The sequence below is a fragment of the Lentzea sp. HUAS TT2 genome (assembly GCF_051853195.1).
Lineage (GTDB): Bacteria > Actinomycetota > Actinomycetes > Mycobacteriales > Pseudonocardiaceae > Lentzea.
This window is the reverse complement of record NZ_CP196667.1, coordinates 4,132,084-4,151,348: the sequence shown is the minus strand read 5'-3', so window position 1 is coordinate 4,151,348 and position 19,265 is coordinate 4,132,084. Positions and strand designations below refer to the sequence as shown.

The window sequence follows — 19,265 nt, the reverse complement described above, 5'->3', positions numbered from 1 at the left end:
CAGCTTGGATTGAACCAACTGAAAATTAGCCCGACTATCGCGCTCCAAGGCAGCAAAAACCTGGCACGCGTCTGCTTCTCAGCCGACCTGGGACGCAGCCCTTTAGGTCGGAGCCGAGCCATAAGTCCAGGTCACAGACTCAGCAAGCAGCCTTGACCTATATGTGAGCGACTGTCGGCCGCTTCAGCAAATAAGGAACATTGCCGAAGTAGCCGACCACCGAGACAAAAGGGCCGGCAAAACAACCCTCGTCTCGCGAATCAGCTCTGCTGGCCCTCGACGGGCTTCGCGTAGACCGTTCCCCCGGTAGGCATGCGCCTGAACCACTGAACGGGGGTGACCGGCTGGCCGATCACCGGGCCCACCCCTGGCGCGGGGTGAGCGACAGGCATGCCGGCGTTCTGCGGGAACTGCGGCAGGCGTGAAGGCTGCTTCGGGGAGGTCATGGTTCCTTCTCGGGAGGCGACTAATGTGCTTTGTCGGGCATCCCGACGAGGGACGAAGCAAGAAGCGAACCGAGTGCCTCTTCCAGCCGGACTGCCGTCTCAGCGGTGTCGGCCTGCCATTCCTCGGTCGCCCGGGCGAGCATCCACCCGAACGTTTTCGCCACCCTATCGTTACGCCACTGGCTCAGAGTCCAGCTCGCGTCCTCGTCGAGCCAGAAGACCTCAGGTGGCGTTGCCACCCTGCCCGCCACCACTCGCCCCGTGACTGCGCGCTTGTAACGCACGTCCGGTAGCGGGTGAAAATGGCAGTCCTCTGAAATCTCTGGGGGTAGTGTGACACCGTCCACTTGAGACGGCGCAACAGCCTCACCGCTGGGTTCGACCGCGCCACCTGCCAGGGCTCGCAGAAGCCAGCGCGCGTCTACACGCAGGTCCTCTTCATGCACGAGCAGCCACTCACCGATCTCGTCGGCACGTTCCCTTGCTTTCAAGAGCAATGAATCCGAGCCGAGTTGTTCGGTGCCAACTGAAGCGTTGAACTGCGCGAGGCAGCTGTAGGCATGCCATGCCGCGAAGGTCTGTTCCAGTGGCCACTGTACGTGCGACCACGAAGTCTCGAAATAATCAGCGTCCTCGGCGCTCACGTCAAGAAATTCTCTCGCAATGGCGAGATCGAAGAACTTTTCGTGCGCACCTTCGTGCACCAGCGCCTCGGCCACCTCCATCGGCAGCGTCGGCTCGTCGATCAGCACGATGCCCGGGACGTACCTCGACGACGCGGAGACAAGTCCGCCCGAGGTCTCCCGCTTGAGCACGGCGAGCATCGACACGTGCGCGAGAAGGTCCTCGGCCATGTCGGGCGCGAGCTCACGCAACAACCGGACGCCCTCGGCCACGACCGCGAGAACGTTCTCGAACCGCTCTCCGTCAGCCTCGGTCAACGGCTCCGGACGCGCACCAGAGGGAGCGGTGATGCGCAGCGGGGCTTCGAGCACCTCGGCCGACGCCGGGTCCGAGGCCACGAGCACACCGGCGTCGCGGACTCCCATCGACGCGACCTGAGCCAGTTGAGCGGGATCCACACCACCGTGGCCGGCGAGCGCCCTGCCGAGCTCATATCGGACGATCGGGTGATCCGCGAGGTTGTCCGACAACTCGGTTCCGGGGGCGAACATCTCGGCCGCGAGGCGGTACAGCGTGCGTCTCTCGTCCACGAGAGCAGGCGCAGGAACCAGCGCCGCATGCAGCGCATGCGCACTCACAGCGGGCGAACCCGTCACCGAAGACCCCGTACTCACGTCCCCCGACGCCATGGAGTCATGGGCGCCTCCACGTCGGCGGCACCCGGAATCCGCGCCACTCTAGGGCACACGGTGATCTGAACAACACATTGGATACCCCTACAAAACACCGGTGCCCCGGTCACGTCTGGCGAGGACGCGGCCGGGGCACGATTTTCAGGTTGATCTGCTCATCAGCTGAACAAGATGCTGGTGACGTTCACGAAGCCGACGACCGCCAGCGCGACGATCGAGACGGCGACCATCGTGAGCACGGTGCGCCATCCGATCGCGGTGACGGCGACTGCGACGGCGGCGGCGATTCCGAGTGCACTCCCTGCGGACATCTCGTTTCCCTCCCGACTAGGCGAGTGCTGGTCCCAGGTGTGGGCGGTCCTGGGGGCCTCGCCTGTCCCAATCGTCCCGCCCTGTAGGTTGTCTGTCAACGGTCGACAGGTTGCCAGACAAGTTGCAACAGACAGGCAACAGGCCTACCCTGGACCAATGTCCGCCGATGACGTCCCTTTCGGCGAGAGCTGGTCGCTCTCGCCTGATTCGCGACGGCCACTTCCGGAGCTGATCGAGCAGAAGCTCCGGGAGCAGATCATCGGCGGCACGCTCAAAGCCGGTGACCGTCTCCCCACCGAGCCCGTGCTGGCCGACAAGATGGACGTCGCCCGTTCGTCACTGCGCACGGCACTGCAGAGGCTGCAGCTCCAGGGCATCGTCGAGGTCCGCCGCGGCCTGGGCTGGTACGTCCGCCGCACCGACCTCGCCGCCGTCGAGGAGCACCTCGAAGGCAGGCTCGCCGCGCGGCAGTTCTCCCACACCGACCTGCTCGAAGTGCGGATCGCGCTGGAGACCACCGCCGCGTCGCTGGCCGCCGTGCGCGCAGGCGACGGTGAGCTGGACGAGCTCGCGAAGCTGAACCGCCGCTACCAGCGCGCGCCTGTCGACGACACGCAGGAGGTGATCGAGTCGGACGAGGAGTTCCACTCGGCGCTGATCCGCGCGTCGCACAACGAACTGCTGGAGCAGATGTACCAGGCGCTCGTGCCCGGCCTGCAGGACTGCAAGCGGCACGCACACCCGTCGCGCGAAGTGCACAACCGCTCCGCGAACGAGCACGAGCAGGTCATCTGGTTCCTCCGCCGGCACGACGAGGTGGGTGCCAAGAGCGCGATGACGACCCATCTGCTCGGGCTGTACAACGACGTGGCTGTGGACGACACCCAGCCGAGGGCGACCCTGAGCACCTATGTCGGGGTGTCGGACAACCCGATCTGGGGCAAGTCGCGCTGAGGCGTTGCTGATACGACAAGGACCGAAAGGGTCTGGCGCTGATCGGCCATCACTCCCACCATGTATGGACGACCGGGTGGAGTGAGGGGGCGGCGACCACGTGGCGGCTGCGCGCAAGCAGAGACAAGCGCTGGCCGTCGCGTTCCTGCTCCTGCTCGTGGCGGCCGTCGACCTGACCGCGGTGCTGCTCTGGCAACCCACGTCGCGAAGCCTGCTGCACGACGTGCTGGTGGTGCTGTGGCCGTTGCCGGCGCTGGCGGGTTTCCTGCTCGGCTCGTACGAACTGTTCCTGCACCAGCGGCTCGTGAGCGAGATGGGCCGCATCTCCGGCCCCGGCATCGTCGAGCACCTCCTGCCCAGTGAGGTGCTCAGGACATTCCTGTCGAGGATCTACGGCACCGGCCAGCGCAACGACGACGTGGTGTCCGGTGTGCTCGGCGGCAGCGGCATGCGCCCCAAGGGCGACGACCTGACGATCAGCACCCACACCACGGTCCGCCTGGCGCTGCAGGGCGTCGACACCCTGACCTACCACCTGACCACGACGCAGACGCACCAGTTCCGGCACAGCGTCCCCGTCGACAGGTTCGTCATCTTCGCCACCAGCAACGCCACCCTGCGAGACACGATCAGCGCCGCCTGCCGCTTCCCGCTGTTCGAGCTCTACTTCATGCCGGACGCCTCGCTCTTCCTCGACTCGGTGGACGACATCCGCGACTCCACCAAGATCACCATCGACTACCTGGACCACGACGGCCAGAGCCGTTCCGCCGAACCGAGCCAGATCCCGCCGATCGAGGTCAGGTTCGACCAGTGGGCGAACTATCTGACGTTCTTCCGCGAGGCCATGGCCCCACTGCCGAAGCTCAGCCCGCTGGACCACATGAGCGACCTGCGCATCCTGGAGTGCGACCTCAGCGGCATAGCCGACGACCACGTGGTCCGCGCGATCCTGGGCCTGACCGTGTCGTCCCGTTCCCTGCAGCGCACCAACGACGGCTTCGCGTACTGGCAGTCGCCGTACCCGTCCTATGTGGACAAGATCAGCTTCGACGCCACCGAGCTCGCGGTCGACCACTCCCCCGGCCACGAGTTCCGCATCATGCCGTTCACGTTCCGGTCCGGCACGGAGGCGGCGCAGTGGCTGCGCGCCGACCAGCTCGGGGACCTGGACGTGCGGTCGTGGATGCTGCCGGGGCACGGGGTGGCGCTGCTGTGGCGGGAGGCGCGCCGCTGACTCACCACACCGCCATGACGCCCTGCCCCTGCACCACCCATCGATCGAGCCTCGTCGACAGATGTCCCTCGTCGGTGTCGAGCATGAGCGAGTCGAGGCCGCCGAGAAAGGCGTGCACGACCACCTCCCGCGTGCCGATCCTCAGCAGCTCACGCACGTCCACGGTGATGCTCCTGATGAACATCGGCCGGTCCGCCGACCAGTAGATGAAGTGCTCGTTGAGGTCCTGCGACCAGTGGAAGTACTGGCGCACGCGGATGAGCTCGGTGCTCTCACCGCTGAGGTCCGCGACGAAGAGCGCGAGCTCCGAGCTCGCCATGCCCACCGGCAGTGAGATGTACCTGCGCATCGCGTTCGCCGGCACCCTGCGGAACTCCACCCGCCTGGTTCCGCCGAGAGGTGGCTCCACATAGCACTCGAGCTGCTCTCCGTACGTCTTCACGGCTTCGTGGAAGGGAACCAGCCGCGGCAGCGCGGTGACCTCGAACAGCTGCGGGCACGCCGCGGACAAGGCAGCCGAGTGCGTCGGCGACGTCGTGGCAGCAATCAGGACCAGGCCTCGCGGCATGGTCATCTCGACGAGGTTGCCGACGTGCACCACGTCTCCGTCGACCCGTTCGACCCGCAACACCATCGACACGTCGTTGTAGGCAGGGCGCGGCGAGAGCACCAGCGACACGAGCGAGGACTTGTCCCCCACGTGCGGCATGTGCCGGTCCAGGGCGGTCGTGGCGAGCTTCTCGGGCGAGGTCGAGTCCAGCACCAGTTGCCGGACCGCCGGTGCGGTCGCGGCGCGCAGGTCGTCGACCTTGTGGTCGATGCCGTGCAGGAGCTCGGTCTGCGCTCTGGTGCGGATCCACTCGAAGTAGATCGAGATGAGCAGCACCAGCACGAGGTCCTTGGTGACCGAGCCGAGGCTGCGCGCGACGGCGTCGCCGGCTTCGGGGTTGAGCACCGCGGACACGACGATCCTGGGAACGGGCGTGTTGATCAGTGCGATTGTTGCGAGCAGGCTGCCGAAGTAGACGAGCACGCGTGATCGCATGGCACCCGGTCAGTCGACCGACCGCACGTAGACGGTGCCACCTCCCGTGGGCATGCGGCGGAACCAGTCGACGCTCTTCACCGGCTGCGGCAGGCCCGGTCGTTCGGGAAGTTGGGGAGCGGGAACGGGCTGGACTGGGTCGGTGGCCATCACGGTCTCCCTCACCTGTGGGTGACGTTCAAGGCTATCGACGAGGTGAAGCGGGGGGCGCCTGCCGAGCGGGTGAGCATGGTGCTGCAAGCGAACGCAAGAAATTGCGTACACTTGCGCCATGACGCAACGGAGGCTGGCCGAGGTCGCGGCCAAGGTCGGGGTCAGCGAGGCCACCGTCAGCCGGGTGCTGAACGGCAAACCAGGGGTCTCGGACGCCACGCGCAGTGCCGTGCTCACGGCACTTGACGTGCTGGGTTACGAGCGGCCGACGCAGCTGCGGGGTGAGCGGGCGCGGTTGGTCGGGCTGGTTCTGCCCGAGCTGCAGAACCCGATCTTCCCCGCGTTCGCGGACGTGGTGGGCAACGCGCTGGCGCAAAGGGGTTTCACGCCTGTGTTGTGCACGCGGACGGCCGGCGGGGTGACGGAGGCGGAGTACCTGGAGCTGCTGCTGGAGCAGCATGTGAGCGGGATTGTCTTTGCCGGCGGGCTGTACGCGCAGAAGGACGCGAGCCACGGGCACTACCAGCAGATGATGAGCAGGAAGTTGCCTGCGGTGCTGGTCAATGCGGCTATAGACGATCTGGCGTTCCCCAGGGTGTCGTGTGATGACGCGGTGGCGGTGGAGCAGGCGTACGGGCACCTGACGTCGCTGGGGCATCGGCGGATCGGGGCTGTGCTCGGGCCGCCGGACCACGTGCCGAGCATCCGGAAGCAGCAGGCGATCGACAAGTGTGGTGGCGCGGATGTCGAGCACGCGATGTTCAGTCTTGAGGGTGGGCAGGCCGCTGCCACGAAGCTCGTGCAGCGCGGGGTCACGGCGATCATCTGCGCTAGCGACCCGCTGGCGTTGGGTGCGATACGGGCCGTCAGGCGGGCTGGGCTGGACGTGCCCAAGGACGTGTCGATCATCGGGTACGACGATTCCGCCTTCATGACCTGCACTGATCCGCCGCTCACGACGGTGCGGCAGCCCATCGAGGCGATGGGGCGGGCGGCGGTGGAGCTGCTGGCCAACCAGATCTCCGGCAACGCGGTGGCGCCGGACGAGTTGCTGTTCGAGCCGGAGTTGGTGGTGCGGGCGTCCAGTGCGCCGGTGAGGTAACGAGCGAAGTCGTCTTCTTGCGAGTTTTCGTCTGGATATTGCGTTCAGATGTAACAGCGCCTTATGGTCGCCGTCACATCGACGCGCTCGCGAGAAGGGCGGCTCCACCATGAAGAAGTCCGCTGCCGTGCTGATTGGCGGTGTCCTGGCCCTCAGCACAGTCGGCTGTGGGAGCGGTTCCACGACGGAGCCGGGTGGCAAGGTCACGATCAACATCAACGGCCAGCCGCCCCAGACCCAGGCGTTCGACCGCAAGGTCTTCGACGAGGACGTCGCGGAGTTCGAGAGCAAGAACCCGGACATCGACCTCGTGCCGCACGAGGGGTTCATGGACCCGAAGACGTTCAGCGCCAAGCTCGCCGGCGGGCAGCTGGAGGACGTCTTCTACGTCTACTTCACCGATCCCGGTGGCCTCATCGCCCGCAAGCAGGCCGCCGACCTGACCGACTACGTCAAGGACGTCCCGCACTACGGCGACATCAAGCAGGAGCTCAAGGACGTCTTCACGGCCGACGGCAAGGTCTACGGCCTGCCGACGGCCAACTACACGATGGGCCTGCTCTACAGCCGCCCCAACTTCACCAAGGCCGGGCTGAACCCGGACTCGCCGCCGAAGACGTGGGACGAGGTCCGCGCGGCCGCGAAGAAGCTCAAGGACGCCGGTGTCACCGGGTTCGCCGAGTACAGCAAGAGCAACCAGGGTGGCTGGCACTTCACGACGTGGATGAAGTCCGTCGGCGGTGACGTCGCGCGCAAGGACGGCGACACCTACAAGGCCGACTTCAACAACGACAAGGGCAAGGAAGTCCTGCGCAGGCTCAAGGAGATGCGCTGGGACGACAACACCATGGGCGACAAGCAGCTCCTGGAGATCGGCGACGTCCAGAACATGATGGGCGCGGGTCAGCTCGGCATGTACCTGGCCGGGCCGGACAACGTCGCCGCGATCGTCAACCAGTTCAAGGGCAAGTACGACGACTACGGCCTGGCCGCGATCCCGGAGCAGAAGGGCACCCTGCTCGGCGGCGAGGGCTACATGATCAACCCGAAGGCGACGCCGGAGAAGATCAAGGCGGGCCTGAAGTGGATCCAGTGGAAGTACCTGAACCCGGACCGCCTCGAGGGCAACCTGCAGAAGTACAAGGACCGCGGCCAGCCCGTCGGCCTGCCGATCCCGCCGATCGCCGACATCTGGACCGGTGAGCCGCGCAAGCAGCAGGAAGACCTGAAGTCCAAGTACGCCACCATGCCGGTGCAGAACTTCCAGGCCTATGTGGACGGTTCGGAGCAGACCAAGGGCACGCTGGAGCCGCCGCAGGCCCAGCAGGTCTACGCGATCCTCGACACCGTCGTGCAGGGTGTGCTCACGAACAAGGACGCTGACCACTCGGCGTTGCTGAAGGACGCCGAGACCAAGGTCAACGCCGTTCTGGCCCAGGTGAAGTGAGTGCGGCGCCACGTCACCGCGTACGGCTTCCTCAGTGCCGCACTGGTCGTCTTCGCGGTGTTCTCCTGGTACCCCATCGTGCGCGGGGTGGTCCTGAGCTTCCAGCAGGTCAACTTCGTCACGAGTCCCGACTGGGTGGGCTGGGCGAACTTCGAGCGGCTCTTCGCGGACCCGCTGTTCGGGGTGGCGTGGCGCAACACGTTGTACTTCACGCTCCTGGCTCTGCTGCTCGGTTTCGGCGTCCCTTTCCTGACGGCCGTGGTGCTCAACGAGCTGCGGCACGCCAAGGGCTACTTCCGCCTCTTGGTCTACCTGCCGGTGATGTTGCCGCCAGTGGTCACGGCCTTGCTGTGGAAGTGGTTCTACGACCCAGGACCCGGACTGTTCAACTCCGTCCTCAGAGGACTCGGGCTGCCGACGAGCCAATGGCTGGACTCCAGCAGCACCAGCATGATCAGCCTCGTCCTGGTGATCACCTGGGCGAACATGGGCTCGGCCACGCTGATCTACCTGGCCGCGCTGCAGACCATCCCCGGCGACCTGTACGAGGCCGCGGACCTGGACGGCGCGGGGATCGTCAAGAAGGTCTGGCACATCACGATCCCGCAGACCAAGTTCGTGATCCTGATGCTGTTGCTGCTGCAGGTCGTCGCGACCATGCAGATCTTCACCGAGCCGTTCATCATGACCGGCGGCGGCCCGGAGGAGTCCACGGTCACCGTGCTGCTCCTGCTGTACCGCTACGCCTTCTACTACAACGACTTCGGCACCGCGAGCGCGCTGAGCCTGATCCTCTTCGCGGTGCTGGGCGTCTTCTCCTTCCTCTACTTCAAGATCACCAGGAAGTCCGACGCATGAGGACTCTCACCAGAGGAACCGGCCCCGCCTACTGGATCGTCCTCACGGCCACGCTGGTCCTGTTCACCGCGGCGTTCCTGCTCCCGCTGGTCTGGGTGCTGCTCGGCGCGTTCAAGCCACCGGCGGAACTGGCGCAGCAACCACCGACGATCCTGCCGGAGACGTGGGAGCCGGGCGCGTACGTCGACGCCTGGAACTACATGGACCTCGGCACGTTCTTCCTCAACACGCTCGTCGTCGCGCTCGGCGCGTGGGCCGTGCAGATGGCCGTGATCGTGCCCGCGGCCTACGCGCTCAGCAAGCTCCGCCCGATCTTCGGCAACGTGATCATGGGCCTGATGCTGGCGACGCTGATGTTGCCGTCGACGGCCGTGCTGGTGCCCGTCTACCTCACGCTCACCGATCTCGACCTGCTGAACAACCCGGCGGGCATCTGGTTGCCGGCCGCGGCGAACGCGCTGAACGTGTACCTGCTCAAGCGCTTCTTCGACCAGATCCCGGAAGAGCTCCTCGAAGCGGCCAGGATCGACGGCGCGGGCACGTGGACGACCCTCGTCCGCATCGTGCTGCCGATCTCCCGCCCCATCCTCGCCGTCGTCTCGATCTTCGCGGTCGTGGCGGCCTGGAAGGACTTCATCTGGCCGCTGCTCGTGTTCCCCGATCCGGCGAAGCAGACGCTCAGTGTCGCGCTGCAACGCTTCGCTCCGGACACCCCGATCAACCTCCTGCTCGCGGGCCTCGTGCTGGCGAGCCTGCCGATGGTGGCGCTGTTCCTGGCGTTCCAGCGGCACATCCTCGCGGGGCTCACCGCGGGCGGCGTAAAAGGCTGAAAGGACACCAGATGAGTTGGTGGCGCAACGCATCCATCTACCAGGTCTACCTGCGCAGCTTCGCGGACGGCAACGGGGACGGCATCGGCGACCTGGCCGGCCTCCGCGCCAAGCTCCAGCACATCGCGAGCCTCGGCTTCGACGCGATCTGGCTGAACCCGTGGTATCCGAGCCCGCTGGCCGACGGTGGCTACGACGTGGCGGACTACCGCGACATCGAGCCGGTGTTCGGGTCGCTCGCCGACGCGGAGAAGCTCATCGCGGACGCGCACGGACTCGGCATCCGGATCATCATCGACCTCGTCCCGAACCACAGCAGCGACCAGCACCCGTGGTTCAAGGACGGCCTGTGGGACCGCTTCCACGTCCGTGACACCGAGGAGATCCCGAACGACTGGCAGTCGCGCTTCGGCGGTCCTGCGTGGAGCAAGCTGGAGGACGGCCGCTGGTACCTGCACCTCTACGCGGCCGAGCAACCGGATTTCAACTGGGAGAACCCGGTCGTCCACGACGAGTTCGAGGACATCCTGCGGTTCTGGCTCGACCGCGGCGTCGACGGCTTCCGCATCGACGTGGCCGACGGTCTGGTGAAGGACTTCTCCAAGCCCGACGTGGACCTCCCCTACTCCGACCAGGACGGTGTGCACGAGATCTACCGCAGGTGGCGGCAGATCGTGGACGAGTACGACGGCGACCGCATCCTCGTCGGCGAGATGTGGCTGCCCGACCCGGTCAGGTTCGCGCGGTATCTCCGGCAGGACGAGATGCACAGCGCGTTCAACTTCGACTTCCTGTGCTGCCCGTGGAACGCGGACGAGCTGCGCACGGTCGTCGACAGCACGCTGGCCGCGCACGAACCCGTTGGCGCACCACCGACCTGGGTGCTGTCCAACCACGACGTCACCAGGCACGTGACGCGCTACGGCCGCGAGAAGACGGGATTCTCCTTCGCGGACAGGCAGCACGGCGCCCCGACCGACTTCGAGCTCGGCACGCGCCGCGCCCGTGCGGCGATCATGCTCACGGCCGCGCTGCCCGGCGGCGTCTACGTCTACCAGGGCGAGGAGCTGGGCCTCTGGGAGGTCGAGGACCTGCCGGACGAGCTGCGCGAGGACCCGGTGTGGCACCGCTCCGGCTTCACCGACCGGGGTCGCGACGGCTGTCGCGTGCCACTGCCCTGGTCCGCGGAGGACGGTCCGAGCTGGTTGCCGCAGCCGGGGAACTGGCAGGACTTCTCGGTCGCGGTCCAGACGGACGACCCCGACTCGATGCTCGCCCTGTACCGCCGGGTGTTCGCGCTGCGCCGCGCGATCGACGGCGACCTGGAGTGGCTCGACCTCGGTGAGAACGTGCTGGCGTTCAAGCGCGGTGACCACACCTGCGTCGTCAACCTGTCGGACGACGCGATCGATCTGCCGGGCGTGCCAACGTTGTCAAGCGTCCCGCTGGAGGACGGCAAGCTCCCGAAGGACGCTGCTGCCTGGCTGAACTGAGTACGAACTGAGAACCGTTGAGCGGTTGTGGTCGAACTGTGACCACAGCCGCTCACTCATTTTGCCCACATGGGGGCAATGCGGGCAGAGCGGCGCCGGGACTCGGGCATGCCCGCTCTGGTCGACCTGCGTGAACAGGCCGTCACACACTGCGAGCCGGGCATAAATCGGGCAGGATTCCATCCTGTTGTGGCACCCACCACAATGTTTCGAGGGTGTTTCATCTATGCACGGCCCGAACGGGCAACCAGAGAGCCGAATGGGCAGGTGACATGCGAGCCGAGGAACGCAAGCGGCGCATCCTGGCCAGGGCCCGCGCCGACGGCCGCGTCGACGTGGTGGAGATGGCGCAGGAACTGCGTGTCGCACCCGAGACGGTACGGCGTGACCTGCGCGTACTCGACGAACACGGCCTCGTGCGCCGCACGCACGGTGGCGGTGTCCCCGTCGAGAGCGCGGGCTTCGAGACAGGGCTCCGGTTCCGCGCCGGGTCCCACGTCCCGGAGAAGCGGCGCATCGCGAAGGCCGCAGCCGAACGGCTCGACGACGCCGAGACCGTCTTCATCGACGAGGGCTACACGCCGCAGCTCGTCGCGGAGGCGCTGCCCACGACCAACCCGCTCACGATCATCACTGCGTCGCTGCCGACCGCGGCGGCGATGTCCGAGCACCCGTCGTGCACCGTCCTGCTGCTGGGCGGTCGCGTCAGGGGCCACACACTGGCCACTGTGGACCACTGGACCACCAGGATGCTCGGTGAGATGGTCATCGACCTCGCGTACATCGGCGCGAACGGCATCTCCCGCGAGCACGGCCTGACCACCCCGGACCCGGCGGTCGGAGCGGTGAAGGCCAAGGCGCTCAACGCATCCCGGCGCAAGATCTTCGTCGGGACGCACACGAAGTTCGGCGTGTCCAGCTTCCACCGGTTCGCCGAGGTCTCCGATCTGGAGGCGGTCGTCACCGACAGCGGCCTGTCCGCCCACGAGGCCCACCGCTACACGTTGCTAGGCCCCAAGGTCATCCGCGCCTGATCATTTCGGGCACTGAACGCCCTCCCTCCTTCGGGTGCATCCCCCCTCTTTGACGCGCCCGAAAACCCTTGAAAGGAACCGACGATGCCGTCGATTCGCACACCTCTTCGCACATTCGGGGCCGCCACCGCCGTGTTGCTGCTCGCGTCCGCCTGTTCGGGCGCCGGCGGCGGGGGTGGAGGTGAGAACTCGGTGAACGTGCTGATGGTGAACAACCCGCAGATGCAGGACCTGCAGAAGCTCACCGCGGACAACTTCACCAAGGACACGGGCATCAAGGTGAACTTCACCGTGCTGCCGGAGAACGACGTCCGCGACAAGATCAGCCAGGACTTCTCCAGCCAGGCCGGGCAGTACGACGTCGCGACGATCTCCAACTACGAGACGCCGATGTACGCGAAGAACGGCTGGCTCGCGCCGATGGACGACTTCGTGTCCAAGGACAGCGGGTTCGACCAGGCCGACATCCTCGAGCCGATCAGGCAGTCGCTGACCGCGGCGGACGGCAAGGTGTACGCGCAGCCGTTCTACGGCGAGTCGTCGTTCCTCATGTACCGCAAGGACATCTTCGAGGCCAAGGGCGTCACGCTGCCCGAGAAGCCGACCTGGCAGCAGGTCGCGGAGGCGGCGCAGAAGGTCGCCACGCCCGAGGTGCGCGGCATCTGCCTGCGCGGCCAGCCGGGCTGGGGCCAGGTCATGGCGCCGCTCACGACGGTCGTGAACACCTTCGGCGGCACGTGGTTCACCAAGGACTGGCAGGCGCAGGTCAACGCGCCGGAGTTCAAGGAGGCCACCAAGTTCTACGTGGACCTCGTCCGCAACTACGGTGAGGCCGGCGCCCCGCAGGCCGGGTTCGCCGAGTGCCTCAACAACATGACGCAGGGCAAGGTCGCGATGTGGTACGACGCCACGGTCGCCGCCGGCCTGCTCGAGGCCGCCGACTCCCCCATCAAGGGCAAGCTCGGCTTCACCCAGGCGCCGGTCGTGAAGACCGACAGCTCCGGCTGGCTCTACACCTGGGCGTTCGGCATCCAGAAGGCGTCGAAGAAGCAGGACAACGCCTGGAAGTTCATCTCGTGGGCGTCCGGCAAGGGCTACGAGGAGCTCGTCGGCAAGAACCTCGGCTGGTCGAAGCTCCCCGACGGCAAGCGCTCGTCGACCTACCAGCGCGCCGAGTACAAGCAGTCCTCCGGCAGCTTCTCCGCGATGGCCGAGGCCGCGATCAAGGGCGCGAAGCCGCTCAACCCCGGTGTGCAGGAACGTCCGGCGCCCGGCATCCAGTTCGTCGGCATCCCCGAGTTCACCGACCTGGGAACCCAGGTGTCGCAGCAGATCAGCTCGGCGATCGCCGGCGCGGTGACGGTGGACGACGCGCTGAACAACGGCCAGGGGCTCGCCGAGAAGGTCGCGGCGAAGTACAAGGGACAGTGACATGGCGGTCATAGAGCGGGAGCGGTCGGTCGTGGACCGGCCGCCCCCCGTCCCCCGCAGGAGCTACCCGAAGTGGGCGCGGCGGGCGCCCTTGCTGCCCGCGCTCATCTTCCTGATCATCGTGACGCAGCTGCCGTTCGTGGCGACGCTGGTCATCTCCTTCATGAAGTGGAACTCGCTCGACCCCACCAACCGCGGGTTCGCCGGGTTCGACAACTACGTCAACGTCTTCACCGACCCCGATCTGCGGTCCTCGGTCGTCAACACGATCGTGCTGACCGCGTCGGTGGTGCTGATCAGCCTGGTCCTCGGGCTGGGCCTCGCGTTGCTGCTGGACAAGAAGTTCCGGGGCCGCGGGTTCGTGCGCACGATGCTCATCGCGCCGTTCCTCGTGGTCCCGGTGGCGGCGGCGCTGATCTGGAAGCACGTGCTCTACAACCCGGAGTACGGCCTGTTCAACGGCATCCTGAACTGGCTGGGCTTCGACGCCCAGCCGGACTGGATCTCCACCATGCCGATGAGCGCCGTCGTGCTGTCGCTGGTGTGGCAGTGGACGCCGTTCATGATGCTGATCCTGCTGGCGGGCCTGCAGTCCAAGCCGATCGAACCGGTCGAGGCGGCCACGATCGACGGCGCGTCGCCGTTCCAGATCTTCCGCTACCTGACGTTCCCGCACCTGCGTCAGTACCTGGAGCTCGGCGGGCTGCTCGGGTCGATCTACATCGTGCAGAACTTCGACGCGGTCTTCACGATCACGTCCGGTGGTCTGGGCACGGCGAACCTGCCGTACATGATCTACCAGACCTTCTACCAGGCCCACGAGTACGGCGAGGCCTCCGCGGCCGGCGTGATCGTGGTGGCGGGGTCGATCATCATCGCGACGTTCGCGCTGCGCACGGTGTCCTCGCTGTTCAAGGAGGAGAAGCGATGAGCACCCAATGGGTCAAGCACGGCTGGGGTGTTCTCGCCTGGCTCTCCGGCCTCGTGTTCTTCGCGCCGGTGGCCTGGATGTTCCTGACCTCGCTGCACAGCGAGTCGGACGCGGCGACGAACCCGCCGTCGCTCACGGCACCGCTGACGCTGGACGGCTACGCGGAGTTCTTCGACGCGGGCGCGTGGCCGCCGCTGATCAACTCGTTCAGCGCCTCGATCGGGTCGACGATCATCGTGCTGCTGCTGGCGATCCCGGCCGCGTACGCGTTGTCGATCAAGCCGGTGGAGAAGTGGACGGACGTCCTGTTCTTCTTCCTTTCCACCAAGATGATGCCGGTCGTCGCGGCGCTGCTGCCGATCTACCTGATCGCGCAGTTCTCCGGGATGCTCGACAACATCTCGTTCCTCACGCTGCTGTACTGCTCGATGAACCTGCCGATCGCGGTGTGGCTCATGCGCTCGTTCCTCGCCGAGGTCCCCAAGGAGATCCTCGAGGCGGCCTCGATCGACGGCGCCGGGCTGATCACGACCCTGCGCAGGGTCGTGGCACCGATCGCGATGCCCGGCATCGCGGCGACGGCGTTGATCTGCTTCATCTTCAGCTGGAACGAGCTGCTCTTCGCACGGGTGCTCACCGGTGTCGTCGCCGGCACCGCGCCCGTGTACCTGACCGGGTTCGTCACGTCGCAGGGCCTGTTCCTGGCCAAGGTCTGCGCCGCGGCGGTCGTGGTCTCTCTGCCGGTGCTCATCGCCGGGTTCGCCGCCCAGGACAAGCTCGTCCAGGGCCTCTCGTTGGGAGCAGTCAAGTGAAAGCAGCAGTGATCACCGGCGTCGGGTCCGTCGAAGTGACCACTGTGGACGATCCCAGGTGCGGTCCCCGCGAAGTGGTCGTCGACGTGGCGGCCTGCGGGCTCTGCGGCACGGATCTGCACATCCTGCAGGGCGAGTTCGCTCCCACCCTGCCGGTCGTGCCGGGCCACGAGTTCGCCGGCACGATCGTGGAGATCGGTTCGCAGGTGAACGAGCTGAAGGTCGGCGACCGCGTGGCCGTCGACCCGTCGCTCTACTGCCACGAGTGCCGGATGTGCCGCAACGGCAAGAACAACCTCTGCGAGCGCTGGGCCGCCATCGGCGTCACCACGGCCGGTGGCGCGGCGGAGTTCGCGGTGGCGCCCGTCGCGAACTGCGTGAAGCTGCCCGACCACGTGCGGCTCGAGGACGCCGCGCTGATCGAGCCGCTGTCGTGCGCCGTGCGCGGCTACGACGTGCTGCGGTCGCAGATGGCGTCCCGGGTGCTGATCTACGGCTCGGGCACGATGGGCCTGATGATGCTGCAGCTCGGCAAGCTGACCGGCGCGTCGTCGATCGACGTGGTCGACCTGAACGAGGAGCGCCTCAAGACCGCCGTGCAGCTCGGCGTCACGAACGTCGCGACGTCGGCGGACGAACTGGACCGTCCACAGGGCTGGGACGTCGTCATCGACGCCACCGGCAACGAGAAGGCCATCCAGGACGGTCTGAACCGGGTCGCGAAGGGAGGCACGTTCCTCCAGTTCGGAGTCTCGGACTACTCGGCCCGCGTGACCATCGAGCCGTACAAGATCTACAACCAGGAGATCACCATCACCGGCTCGATGGCGGTGCTGCACTCGTTCGAACGGGCGGCGGACCTGTTCGCGACCGGAGTACTGGACCCCGAGATCTTCATCAGTGACAGGGTGCCGCTGGACGGTTACGCGGGGGCGTTGGACCAGTTCAAGGCAGGTGTCGGCCGCAAGATCCAGGTCCTCCCGTGAGCTAGCCGGAAAAAGTTCGAGAAGTTCGTGGGCACTCGTGTATCCAGACGAGTGCCCACGACTCCTTCCAGGCATGTCGAAGTCCGGGCAGAAAGTAACGCCGCCGTACTTTTCGCACATGTCCGACGAAGAGCTCCTCGCCTGGTACGCGGAGCTTCAGGTGCGCGCGATGAACGCGCCTCCTGGGGACGTCGATTTCGATCACTCGCACAAGCCGGCCGAACCGAGAACCGTGGAAGAGCTGCGTCACCGGATCATGACCTTCCAGGGCTGGCCGGGAGGCCTTTCCACCCTCGACGACGGTTCTCCGTTCCACAACCTGTGGCACTGGCTCAGCGACTGACCCGCCGCGAGGTCACCCTCGCGCGGGTCATCAGCGCGTTGGTGGCCGCCTGTGTGCTCTACGCCGTCGTGCACACAGCGGTCACCGGCGCGGTCTCGCATCCGCGGAACTGGCTGGTCGCGTTCGCCTGCACCCTGCTCGGGGTGCGCGTGATCGGCCACGTCCGCAGGTCGTCCGTCGGGTGGTTGCTGCTGGTGATGGGCCTGTTCGGCGCCGTCGCCGTCGCGGTCGCGGGTCAGCCCGCCGACCACCCCGCCCGATGGGTCGAGGCGTGGGTCTGGTGGCCCACGTACGCGCTGTTGCCTGCCGTGGCACTGGTCTTCCCGAACGGCAAGCCGTTGAGCAACCGCTGGTGGATCGCCATCGGCGCGTCGCTGTTCAGCGCTCTCGTCGGCACCATCGGGATCGCCTGGGCGTCGTGGGGCGATCCCGCCTCGTTCTGGCAGAACAGCGGCGGTGGACTCGCGAAGACGATCACCCTGATCGCCGTGCTGGCCGCCGGGGTGTCCGTCCTCGCGGCCGTGGTGAACCTGGCTCTGCGGTGGCGGAGGGCCGAGGGGGACGAACGCCGGCTGCTCGTGTGGGCCTTCGCGTTGCTGACGCTCGCGGGTGTGGCGACCGTCGTGGAGACGACGGACGGGCACATCGCGTGGATCGTCGGCGTGCTCGCGTTCCCGGCCGCCGCTGTCATCGCGATCGTGCGGTACGGGTTGTACGACATCAGCCTGCTGATCCACCGCTCGTTGCTCTACGGCTCGCTGACCGTGGTGCTGTTGCTGGTCTACCTCGGCGTGATGGTCGGGGCCGGCGAGCTGCTCACGAACGACACCGAGGTGATCGGGGTCGTGGCCGCGGGACTGGTGTTCGCGCCGATCCGCAGCTGGTTGCAGCGCAGGCTCGACCGGTGGCTGTTCGGGCAGCGTTCCGATCCGCACGCGGCGCTGTCCACGTTGAGCGAGAAGCTCGAACGCTCGCAGGACGTGCTGCCGACCGTGGCGCAGACCGTGGCCGAGTCGCTGAAGCTGCCGTACGTGGCGATCCGCGGCGGGTCGGTGCTGGCAGAGCACGGACGCAGCCGCGGCTGGCCCCAGCTGCGCTTCCCCATGACGTACCGGGGTTCCTCCGTCGGAGATCTCGTGGTCGAGCCGCGTGCCCCCGACGAACGGCTGAGCGACCGCGAGCTGAGCCTGCTCGTCGACCTCGCCCGCTCCACCGCCCCCGCCGCCCAGTCGATCAAGCTGACCGCCGATCTGCAGCTCGCCCGCGAACGGCTGGTGCGCGCCCGTGAAGAAGAGCGGCTGCGGCTGCGGCGCGACCTGCACGACGGCGTCGGACCGGCGCTGGTCGGGATCCGGTTGCAGCTCAAGGCGTTGCGCCGCTCGCTGGGCGACGTGCTGGACCCGGTGCTGGCCGACGTCGACACGACCGCCGTCGAGGTGCGCAGTCTCGTGGACGGGCTGCGGCCGCCGATCCTCGACCAGGGACTGGCGCTGGCCGTGCGCGACGAGGCCGCGCGGTTCAGCGGCGGGTTGACCGTGCAGGTCGAGGCCGAGCCGATCGAAGGGCTGTCCGCCGCCGTCGAGGTCGCCGCCTACCGGATCGTCGCGGAGGCGCTGACCAACACCGCACGCCACTCCGGGGCGTCGAAGTGCGTGATCACCGTGCGGGCCGACGGTGATCTGGTCGTGGAGATCGTCGACGACGGATGCGGCGTCGCGGCCGGGTCCAAACCGGGTGTCGGGCTCGACTCGATGCGAGAACGCTGCGCGGAGCTGGGTGGATCGTGCACAGTGGGACCGGCGGAACCACACGGCACTCGGGTGGTGGCGCGGATCCCGTTGGAGGCCCAGTGACGCGGGTTGTGATCGCAGACGACCACCCGGTGTTCCGGCGCGGCCTGAAGGCGTTGCTGGACGGCGAGGACGGCCTCGAGGTCGTCGGTGACGCGGCGGACGGCCAGGAGGCCGTGCGGGTCGTCCTCGACCTCGCACCGGACGTCGTCGTGATGGACCTGCACATGCCCGTGCTGGGCGGTGTCGAGGCCGCGAAGCAGATCCAGGAGGCCCTGCCGCACGTCGGTGTCCTCGTGCTGACGATGCACGAGGACGACGAGCTCGTGTTCGCGGCGATGAAGGCCGGCGCGCGCGGTTATCTGGTCAAGACGACGGACGACGACGAGATCGTGCGCGCGGTGCAGGCCATAGGAGCGGGAGAGGCGATCTTCAGCGCCACCATCGCCCAGCGGATGATGGGCTACTTCACCGCCATCTCGTCGTCCCGCGCGGTGCTGTTCCCGCAGCTCACCGACCGTGAACGGGACGTGCTGGAGCTGATGGCGTCCGGGATGGACAACCCGTCGATCGCCCACCGGCTCAGCCTGTCGGGCAAGACCGTCCGCAACCGGGTGTCCGCGATCTTCACCAAGCTCCAGGTGGCCGACCGCGCGCAGGCCATCGTGCGCGCCCGTGAGGCGGGGCTCGGAAGTCCCTCCCAAGACGGGACACCGGTCACCTGACGGCGGGACCGGTCCCTCGT

At 67.0% G+C, this 19,265-nt stretch carries 20 protein-coding genes; 15 read left to right on the top strand and 5 right to left on the bottom strand.

The genetic code is table 11. From position 1 onward, the window contains the following. Positions 1-260: 260 nt before the first annotated feature. The 3 genes from ACSHWB_RS20875 to ACSHWB_RS20865 all read right to left on the bottom strand — a co-directional run bounded on the left by ACSHWB_RS20875 (position 261) and on the right by ACSHWB_RS20865 (position 2,073). Entirely contained in the window at positions 261-446 is a 186-nt protein-coding gene (locus ACSHWB_RS20875) for a hypothetical protein (RefSeq protein WP_439663678.1), read from the bottom strand. A 20-nt stretch (positions 447-466) separates the two neighbouring features. After that, entirely contained in the window at positions 467-1,660 is a 1,194-nt protein-coding gene (locus ACSHWB_RS20870) for an aKG-HExxH-type peptide beta-hydroxylase (RefSeq protein ID WP_439663677.1), read from the bottom strand. 260 nt (positions 1,661-1,920) lie between these two features. Continuing rightward, positions 1,921-2,073, bottom strand: a complete 153-nt coding sequence (locus tag ACSHWB_RS20865; protein ID WP_439663676.1) for a hypothetical protein — start codon at positions 2,071-2,073, stop codon at positions 1,921-1,923. A 157-nt stretch (positions 2,074-2,230) separates the two neighbouring features. Here ACSHWB_RS20865 and ACSHWB_RS20860 point away from each other — a divergent pair, with 157 nt between their 5' ends. Further along, a complete protein-coding gene (locus ACSHWB_RS20860) occupies positions 2,231-3,028 on the top strand; it encodes a FadR/GntR family transcriptional regulator (protein WP_439663675.1) in 798 nt (265 codons plus the stop codon). 100 nt (positions 3,029-3,128) lie between these two features. After that, complete coding sequence (locus ACSHWB_RS20855) at positions 3,129-4,265, top strand: hypothetical protein (protein ID WP_439663674.1); 1,137 nt, start codon at positions 3,129-3,131, stop codon at positions 4,263-4,265. Position 4,266: 1 nt separating this feature from the next. Here the strand turns inward: ACSHWB_RS20855 and ACSHWB_RS20850 are convergent, their stop codons facing one another. Both ACSHWB_RS20850 and ACSHWB_RS20845 read right to left on the bottom strand, forming a co-directional pair. After that, positions 4,267-5,310 carry a hypothetical protein gene (locus tag ACSHWB_RS20850; protein ID WP_439663673.1) on the bottom strand — a complete coding sequence of 348 codons (1,044 nt, stop codon included), beginning with the start codon at positions 5,308-5,310 and terminating at the stop codon, positions 4,267-4,269. A 9-nt stretch (positions 5,311-5,319) separates the two neighbouring features. Beyond that, positions 5,320-5,460, bottom strand: a complete 141-nt coding sequence (locus ACSHWB_RS20845; protein WP_439663672.1) for a hypothetical protein — start codon at positions 5,458-5,460, stop codon at positions 5,320-5,322. Between the two features lie 121 nt (positions 5,461-5,581). On the opposite strand from ACSHWB_RS20845, the gene ACSHWB_RS20840 reads away from it, so the two are divergent. The 13 genes from ACSHWB_RS20840 to ACSHWB_RS20780 all read left to right on the top strand — a co-directional run bounded on the left by ACSHWB_RS20840 (position 5,582) and on the right by ACSHWB_RS20780 (position 19,245). After that, positions 5,582-6,565, top strand: coding sequence for a LacI family DNA-binding transcriptional regulator (locus ACSHWB_RS20840; RefSeq protein WP_439663671.1), 984 nt, complete (start codon positions 5,582-5,584; stop codon positions 6,563-6,565). A gap of 109 nt (positions 6,566-6,674) precedes the next feature. After that, positions 6,675-8,012 carry an ABC transporter substrate-binding protein gene (locus ACSHWB_RS20835; RefSeq protein WP_439663670.1) on the top strand — a complete coding sequence of 446 codons (1,338 nt, stop codon included), beginning with the start codon at positions 6,675-6,677 and terminating at the stop codon, positions 8,010-8,012. Then, positions 8,013-8,870 carry a carbohydrate ABC transporter permease gene (locus ACSHWB_RS20830; RefSeq protein ID WP_439663669.1) on the top strand — a complete coding sequence of 286 codons (858 nt, stop codon included), beginning with the start codon at positions 8,013-8,015 and terminating at the stop codon, positions 8,868-8,870. Next, positions 8,867-9,700 (top strand): carbohydrate ABC transporter permease, encoded by an 834-nt coding sequence (locus tag ACSHWB_RS20825; protein ID WP_439663668.1) that lies wholly within the window; start codon positions 8,867-8,869, stop codon positions 9,698-9,700. The genes ACSHWB_RS20830 and ACSHWB_RS20825 overlap by 4 nt, the downstream gene beginning before the upstream one ends. Before the next feature lie 11 nt (positions 9,701-9,711). Then, positions 9,712-11,193: a glycoside hydrolase family 13 protein gene (locus tag ACSHWB_RS20820; RefSeq protein WP_439663667.1), complete on the top strand. Its 1,482-nt coding sequence runs from the start codon at positions 9,712-9,714 to the stop codon at positions 11,191-11,193. Positions 11,194-11,465: 272 nt separating this feature from the next. Continuing rightward, positions 11,466-12,227, top strand: a complete 762-nt coding sequence (locus ACSHWB_RS20815) for a DeoR/GlpR family DNA-binding transcription regulator (protein WP_093598618.1) — start codon at positions 11,466-11,468, stop codon at positions 12,225-12,227. Positions 12,228-12,419: 192 nt separating this feature from the next. Beyond that, positions 12,420-13,658 (top strand): ABC transporter substrate-binding protein, encoded by a 1,239-nt coding sequence (locus tag ACSHWB_RS20810; protein ID WP_439663666.1) that lies wholly within the window; start codon positions 12,420-12,422, stop codon positions 13,656-13,658. Position 13,659: 1 nt separating this feature from the next. Continuing rightward, a complete protein-coding gene (locus ACSHWB_RS20805; protein WP_439663665.1) occupies positions 13,660-14,589 on the top strand; it encodes a carbohydrate ABC transporter permease in 930 nt (309 codons plus the stop codon). Then, entirely contained in the window at positions 14,586-15,401 is an 816-nt protein-coding gene (locus ACSHWB_RS20800) for a carbohydrate ABC transporter permease (RefSeq protein WP_439663664.1), read from the top strand. Before ACSHWB_RS20805 ends, ACSHWB_RS20800 begins: the two co-directional genes overlap by 4 nt. Then, positions 15,398-16,387, top strand: coding sequence for a zinc-dependent alcohol dehydrogenase family protein (locus tag ACSHWB_RS20795; protein ID WP_439663663.1), 990 nt, complete (start codon positions 15,398-15,400; stop codon positions 16,385-16,387). The genes ACSHWB_RS20800 and ACSHWB_RS20795 overlap by 4 nt, the downstream gene beginning before the upstream one ends. Positions 16,388-16,460: 73 nt before the next feature. After that, on the top strand, positions 16,461-16,730 hold the full coding sequence (locus tag ACSHWB_RS20790) for a hypothetical protein (RefSeq protein WP_439663662.1): 270 nt from the start codon (positions 16,461-16,463) through the stop codon (positions 16,728-16,730). Beyond that, a complete protein-coding gene (locus ACSHWB_RS20785; protein WP_439663661.1) occupies positions 16,709-18,583 on the top strand; it encodes a sensor histidine kinase in 1,875 nt (624 codons plus the stop codon). The genes ACSHWB_RS20790 and ACSHWB_RS20785 overlap by 22 nt, the downstream gene beginning before the upstream one ends. Next, complete coding sequence (locus tag ACSHWB_RS20780; RefSeq protein ID WP_439663660.1) at positions 18,580-19,245, top strand: response regulator; 666 nt, start codon at positions 18,580-18,582, stop codon at positions 19,243-19,245. The genes ACSHWB_RS20785 and ACSHWB_RS20780 overlap by 4 nt, the downstream gene beginning before the upstream one ends. The last annotated feature ends 20 nt before the right edge of the window (positions 19,246-19,265 follow it).

Excerpts from the sequence above, each read along its gene's own strand:
- ACSHWB_RS20875 (WP_439663678.1), bottom strand. The coding sequence starts at position 446 with ATGACCTCCCCGAAGCAGCCTTCACGCCTGCCGCAGTTCCCGCAGAAC.
- ACSHWB_RS20865 (WP_439663676.1), bottom strand. The coding sequence starts at position 2,073 with ATGTCCGCAGGGAGTGCACTCGGAATCGCCGCCGCCGTCGCAGTCGCC.
- ACSHWB_RS20860 (WP_439663675.1), top strand. The coding sequence starts at position 2,231 with ATGTCCGCCGATGACGTCCCTTTCGGCGAGAGCTGGTCGCTCTCGCCT.
- ACSHWB_RS20850 (WP_439663673.1), bottom strand. The coding sequence starts at position 5,310 with ATGCGATCACGCGTGCTCGTCTACTTCGGCAGCCTGCTCGCAACAATC.
- ACSHWB_RS20845 (WP_439663672.1), bottom strand. The coding sequence starts at position 5,460 with ATGGCCACCGACCCAGTCCAGCCCGTTCCCGCTCCCCAACTTCCCGAA.
- ACSHWB_RS20840 (WP_439663671.1), top strand. The coding sequence starts at position 5,582 with ATGACGCAACGGAGGCTGGCCGAGGTCGCGGCCAAGGTCGGGGTCAGC.
- ACSHWB_RS20835 (WP_439663670.1), top strand. The coding sequence starts at position 6,675 with ATGAAGAAGTCCGCTGCCGTGCTGATTGGCGGTGTCCTGGCCCTCAGC.
- ACSHWB_RS20825 (WP_439663668.1), top strand. The coding sequence starts at position 8,867 with ATGAGGACTCTCACCAGAGGAACCGGCCCCGCCTACTGGATCGTCCTC.
- ACSHWB_RS20820 (WP_439663667.1), top strand. The coding sequence starts at position 9,712 with ATGAGTTGGTGGCGCAACGCATCCATCTACCAGGTCTACCTGCGCAGC.
- ACSHWB_RS20815 (WP_093598618.1), top strand. The coding sequence starts at position 11,466 with ATGCGAGCCGAGGAACGCAAGCGGCGCATCCTGGCCAGGGCCCGCGCC.
- ACSHWB_RS20805 (WP_439663665.1), top strand. The coding sequence starts at position 13,660 with ATGGCGGTCATAGAGCGGGAGCGGTCGGTCGTGGACCGGCCGCCCCCC.
- ACSHWB_RS20800 (WP_439663664.1), top strand. The coding sequence starts at position 14,586 with ATGAGCACCCAATGGGTCAAGCACGGCTGGGGTGTTCTCGCCTGGCTC.
- ACSHWB_RS20790 (WP_439663662.1), top strand. The coding sequence starts at position 16,461 with ATGTCGAAGTCCGGGCAGAAAGTAACGCCGCCGTACTTTTCGCACATG.